Origin of the sequence: Parapedobacter soli, assembly GCF_025460835.1 — a bacterium.
Classification (GTDB): Bacteria; Bacteroidota; Bacteroidia; order Sphingobacteriales; family Sphingobacteriaceae; genus Parapedobacter; species Parapedobacter soli.
Map to the genome: position 1 here is coordinate 1 of NZ_JAMXAY010000104.1, position 5,236 is coordinate 5,236.

Below are 5,236 nucleotides of genomic sequence, written 5' to 3' on the forward strand. Positions count from 1 at the left end.
ACTTAGTTTATGAAAAATCTGTCCAACGATTGGGGGGAATTATAAATAATTCGGATAATAAAATAATTTGCGTTTCAGGCTTAGGGGGTACGAAGAACAATACCGTTTTAATTACAAATAATATAATTGACCTAAACTGCTTAGATGCAGGAACACAATGTTTTCCATTATTTCACTATGAAGAACGCCAAAAGAACAGCCCAAGTCTGTTTGATGCCGCAGGCGATAGCGAATATATACGTAGGGATGGTGTTTCCGATTTTATATTAGCAAGAGCAAAAAAGGTCTATGGTAAAAACGTAGGCAAGGAAGATATTTTCTACTACATCTATGGCGTTTTGCATAGTCCTGATTACCGTACTGCCTTTGCCAATGATTTAAAGAAAATGCTGCCCCGTATTCCGTTGGTAGAAGATGTTCGGGATTTTTGGAAGTTCAGCAAAGCAGGTCGGGCATTGGCAGAATTGCATATCAATTACGAAAGTGTGCCGGCTTATGAAGGTGTGCAGGTAACGGGAGAAAGTAGTGGTTTCTTTACCGTAGAAAAAATGCGTTACCCTAAGAAAGGGCAAACCGATACCATTATTTACAACAGCAAGATTGTGGTTTCAAACATACCCGCCAAAGCGTATGAATATGTGGTAAACGGAAAATCTGCCATTGATTGGATAATGGAACGCTATGCTGTAACCATCAACAAGGACAGCGGCATCAAAAACGACCCCAACGATTGGGCAAAAGAAGTCAGCAACCCACGCTACATTTTGGATTTGCTGTTGAGTGTAATCAATGTGAGTGTGCAGACGGTAGAGATTGTGGAAGGGTTGCCGAAATTGGAGTTTGAAACCGTAATAGAAGAAGCATAATGTTTAGTAAAGGAGATATATTGTTGCCTTCGAGCAGAGTTGCCAAAAGGGATTGGCTAAATGGCTTGTTTCATCCTGCTGTAGTTTGGGATGATTCGTATGATGGAACTAGTGACTTTCATGGAATTATGCTGACACATACAGCACCCAATGGACAATTTGACAATATCCTGATGGCGGCTAACCACTTTGAAAACGGCCATGAAGTTGTATTTTCAAATACACACTTTGTGAATCAGCTTTTTATTAAGTTTCAGGGATGGGGGGCTTTTGAATTAGTCGGCAGATTGACAGCAGAAGGAATTGAGTTTATTGAAACACATTTGAACATGAATTCTCATCCAATGGAGTTTATTCAATACAGGCAATTAGTAACAAGATAAATGAATGATAATATCCATATCAATGTAAATCATGAAGTCCTTGTTTGGGCAAGGGAATCGCTTGTCTTGAATCGTGCACAGACTTCTGAAAGTACAGGTATTTCTCCAAAGCGTTTGGTTCAATTGGAAACAGGCGAAAAGCAGCCCACCTTAGAAGAATTAAAAGCATTTTCCAAAACCTACAAACGCACCATCGCAACACTCCTATTGAATAAACCACCAAAGGAAAAACCACTTCCCCAGGACAGACGAACTATAGATTCAAAAGAGCTTGGACACTTTCATGAAAAAACCATTATGGCTGTCCGTAAAGCTAGAGCATTGGCTCAATCCTTCGTTGAACTGCGTGAAGAAATGGGCATGCCATTTCCGAAATTTAATTTATCAGCAACTCTTCAAGACAACCCCAGAGAAATTGCACAGAAAATTAGACGGCATTTACAGTTGGATGAAATAAGGGAGGTTGAAGATGTTAAAATTGCGTTAGAAGCATACATTGAAATAATTGAATCTTTGGGGATTGCTGTCTTTCAATTAAGCCTTACACAGGATAATGTAAGGGGTTTCGCCATTGTAGATGATATTGTACCTATTATCGGTATTAAAAGAGGCGGCGAGCAAGCTCATTCAAAAACATTTACTTTATTCCATGAATTAGGACATATTTTATTAAACGAAGGTGCAATAACTGACTTGTCATTAAATCCAACATCGGAATTAGAAAAATGGTGTAATGCTTTTTCAGCGGAAGTTCTAGTGCCAACTTCTGAACTGCTTAACATGGCAATAGTTATTGATTACCAAAGAAGGGAAGAAAGAGAATGGAAACTTAAAGATTTGGTTGAATTAGGTAAATATTTTCACGTTGGGCCTTTGGCAATATTGAGAAGTTTGTTTGAACAAAAGCTTACAACGAAAAAATTCTATCAGGAGAAACACGCACAATGGAATAAGTCTAAAGGATTTGGAAAAGCAAAGGATCCTAAAGGTAGAGAATTACACAAGGAAGCACTAACAGAAAAAGGCAGAACGTATGTTTCCTTGGCATTTAAGGCTTATGACCAGAACCGAATTAATTTAAAGGACTTGTCTGATTTTTTAGGCGTTAAGTTGTCCTATATCCCAAAAACAAGACAACTTCTCAATGCTTAAAGATGGATTTATTCAGCGAAGGAAATACGGTTTATGTAATTGATACGAGTGGACTTATCATGCTTGAATCAACCTTTAAGAAGGATAATCCGGTATTCGCTGCTATTTGGGAAGAAATTGAGGATTTAATAAAGCAAGGATGTTTCAAGACAATTGACTTTGTAGAACAAGAAATTAACGACTATGAAGGCAAAGAGGATTTTTTAAAAAAGTGGGTTAAAAAGTGGAAAAAGCATTTAGTGGTTGATACGGATGCAGCAAGTTTCAACGAAGCAATTCCAATTATAAATGCTGAGTACAATACAGGCTTTCTAAATGCTCGAAAGCAGGCAGAAGGAAAAGAAGAAGCAGACCCTTACTTAATTGGTTATTGCAAGGTGCATAATTACACGCTGATAGCTAGTGAAAGTAAAATCAAAAACAATAAGATTCCAGCGGTTTCAGAGAGGAATGGGGTTCGCTGTATTGACATAAATGACTTTCTTATTGAAAGAGGATTAAGAATGGAAAGAAAAAATAAAAAGTGTTTGAATTATGCTATCCCTTCACAGCCACATACATTACCAAGCCGCTCAAGCCAACGCTAAAACCCAAGCTTGGCAAAGAGTGTGTCTGTCCCAACGCTCGCCAAAACCGACTGAAAACCGAGCGGACGAAGAAGAGTCGAGTAGGTAAAGGGGAATCTCACCCCTAAACCTCTCACAGAACCGTACGTGAACCTCTCGATTCATACGGCTCTTCAAAATCCAAGTCACGGTCTAAAACCTTCGTATTTCCAATGCTCGAACATATTCGGATAGCTCTCGGCTTTGCTTCATCTCTGCGGGAGCGGTGGTCCGCCTCTGCCCTGAGCAGTTTAAGGGTAAAGGCCGCATACCCGGTGTTTTCCTTTTCCGCATCCTGCAGGGCGGTATCCAGCCCGGGGTATATCCCCCCGAGCCTGAACTGTTCGCATAACTGTTTGATTTCCTGTTTTACTGATTCCATATGATTGTTGTTATTGATTTATTGATTCGTTTTTCGGTGCGTGTCCGGCCGGGCGTTCAGCTCCCTCCCAGCAGTGCGTCGTAATCGGAGATGTCGCTCCTGTCAGGCTGTATGTCGGCGCCGGGGATCCTCCCGCCGCCCAGCGGGTTCATCCGTATGACCTTGGCTTCCCCGGGCTGCGGAGGTCTTTGGGCGGCCAGCTTTGCCGCTATGGCCCTGAAATCGGCGGCTCCATCGATGCCGTTGGCCATGCAGTACTCCAGGGTGCGCGCGGCCACCTCCGGTTCCAGGGCGCTTACCGTTTGGGTGAGTGCCTGCACCTGGTCGCGGATATAGCGCGGTTTGCTGTCCCTTACCCGTTCCAGCCACGCCATGGCGGCATCCCTGTCCGGCATCATGGCCGCCAGGCACTCCATCATTTCGGCCGCCCCGGCACTCTTGTCACGCTTATGGTCGGTATGGATGATCTTCTGGCCTTTAAGCGTTGATACGCGGTGCGTGCATACCGTGCCGCCCACCGCATCGAGCACGGTGATCACGCCCTCGGAAGGCTTTACCGTTACGGTCGTTCCCGGGCCCGCGTAGGTCCCCAGCGGCACGCTGTACAGGTTGCCTTCCAGCTGATGGTATTGTCGCGCCTGACGGCGTGCACGGGGTATTCCTGCTTCGGGACGGCCACCGGGTAGAACGGGACGAGGTGTCACCAGCTCGGCCTGTAGCTCATCACGGGGCACCCTGCCCGTGGTGCCGTGGGGCAGGTTATTGGCCGTGCGGTGGAGCCAGGCCACCGCTTCGTCATTGAGCGTCTCCAGATCACGGTAATACCGGTTGTACAGGAAATTGCGCTTGACGTATTTGACCACGTTCTCCACCTTGCCCTTGCTCTCCGGATCTGACTTCCGGCAGAACCAGGTGGTGATGCCCCGCTGGGTGACATAGGTCCTGAACCCACCGGTCAGGATGATATCGCCCAGGTTTTCCGAGACCATCATCAGCCTGTCCTGGTCGTAGACGACCTCGCCCGGAACACCCCCAAGGAATTCGAATGCCCTTTCGTGGGCCTCCACCAATAGCTCACAGGTGAACGGGGTATCCGAGAAGAACACATATTTGTAGCGCGAGCGGGAAAGCACGAAAGTGAAGAACTGCACTTTCTTCGATCCGCCCGTGGTGGTGCGCATGTTGTAGAACCCGAAATCGGCCTGCCCCTGAAGGCCGTAGGGCAATTCCTCCACGGCCATGTATTCACGGGCTGGCTCGCCGCTGCGCGGGATATTGTATTTGTCACGGATGTGCTGGACGAAGTTGAAAACCGTTTTCTGGTTGACGTGTGGGAAATCGGGATGGTGCTCCTTCAGCCAGTCGTGCAGCTGCGCGGCCGGGGTCTCAGGGTAGCGCGACAGCTTCTCACGCACGAAACCTTCATAGGGATCCAGCACTTTCCCCCGCGTGCGGCCACGTTCTAACTCCTCGGTGAACGTACGTTCGTCCATGGATAGATAACGCTTCACCGTGCGCCAGTTCAGACCGAAGTGCTCCGATATCCGTCTGGTGGAATGCCCTTCGCGGGACATCTGGTGGATCAAATGGTACAGCATAGTTTTTTGCAGATAATGATTCATGATAACCTTTGCTTTTTTAACGCAAAGGTGTGTTATTCACCCGGGGCATGCCCCGGGTGAATAACACCGAAGCAGCCTGCAATCACGCTGCACTGTTTGTTGCCGAAGTTGTGTAGGTATTGTTGCCGATTATTGTGTACTCTTATTTGCCAATAGTTGTGTATTCTTATTTACCGATTACACCAGCCCACAACATACCGGCTGTATATATCGATAATGGCGCACA

General features: G+C 45.9%; 6 protein-coding genes. 4 read left to right on the top strand and 2 right to left on the bottom strand.

The annotated features are described in order from the left end of the window. The 4 genes from NGM62_RS21455 to NGM62_RS21470 form a co-directional block, all read left to right on the top strand. On the top strand, window positions 1-866 hold an 866-nt coding region (locus NGM62_RS21455), incomplete at its 5' end, for a type ISP restriction/modification enzyme (protein WP_262250353.1). Continuing rightward, a complete protein-coding gene (locus tag NGM62_RS21460; RefSeq protein WP_262250354.1) occupies window positions 866-1,249 on the top strand; it encodes a hypothetical protein in 384 nt (127 codons plus the stop codon). The genes NGM62_RS21455 and NGM62_RS21460, both read left to right, overlap by 1 nt. After that, a complete protein-coding gene (locus tag NGM62_RS21465) occupies window positions 1,250-2,401 on the top strand; it encodes a helix-turn-helix domain-containing protein (protein WP_262250355.1) in 1,152 nt (383 codons plus the stop codon). 2 nt (window positions 2,402-2,403) lie between these two features. Beyond that, window positions 2,404-2,988 (top strand): DUF4411 family protein, encoded by a 585-nt coding sequence (locus tag NGM62_RS21470; RefSeq protein ID WP_262250356.1) that lies wholly within the window; start codon window positions 2,404-2,406, stop codon window positions 2,986-2,988. Between the two features lie 112 nt (window positions 2,989-3,100). On the opposite strand, the gene NGM62_RS21475 is transcribed toward NGM62_RS21470, so the two are convergent. Next, window positions 3,101-3,388 (bottom strand): hypothetical protein, encoded by a 288-nt coding sequence (locus tag NGM62_RS21475; RefSeq protein ID WP_262250357.1) that lies wholly within the window; start codon window positions 3,386-3,388, stop codon window positions 3,101-3,103. 56 nt (window positions 3,389-3,444) lie between these two features. After that, window positions 3,445-5,010, bottom strand: a complete 1,566-nt coding sequence (gene istA / locus NGM62_RS21480) for an IS21 family transposase (protein ID WP_262250358.1) — start codon at window positions 5,008-5,010, stop codon at window positions 3,445-3,447. Window positions 5,011-5,236 lie beyond the last annotated feature (226 nt).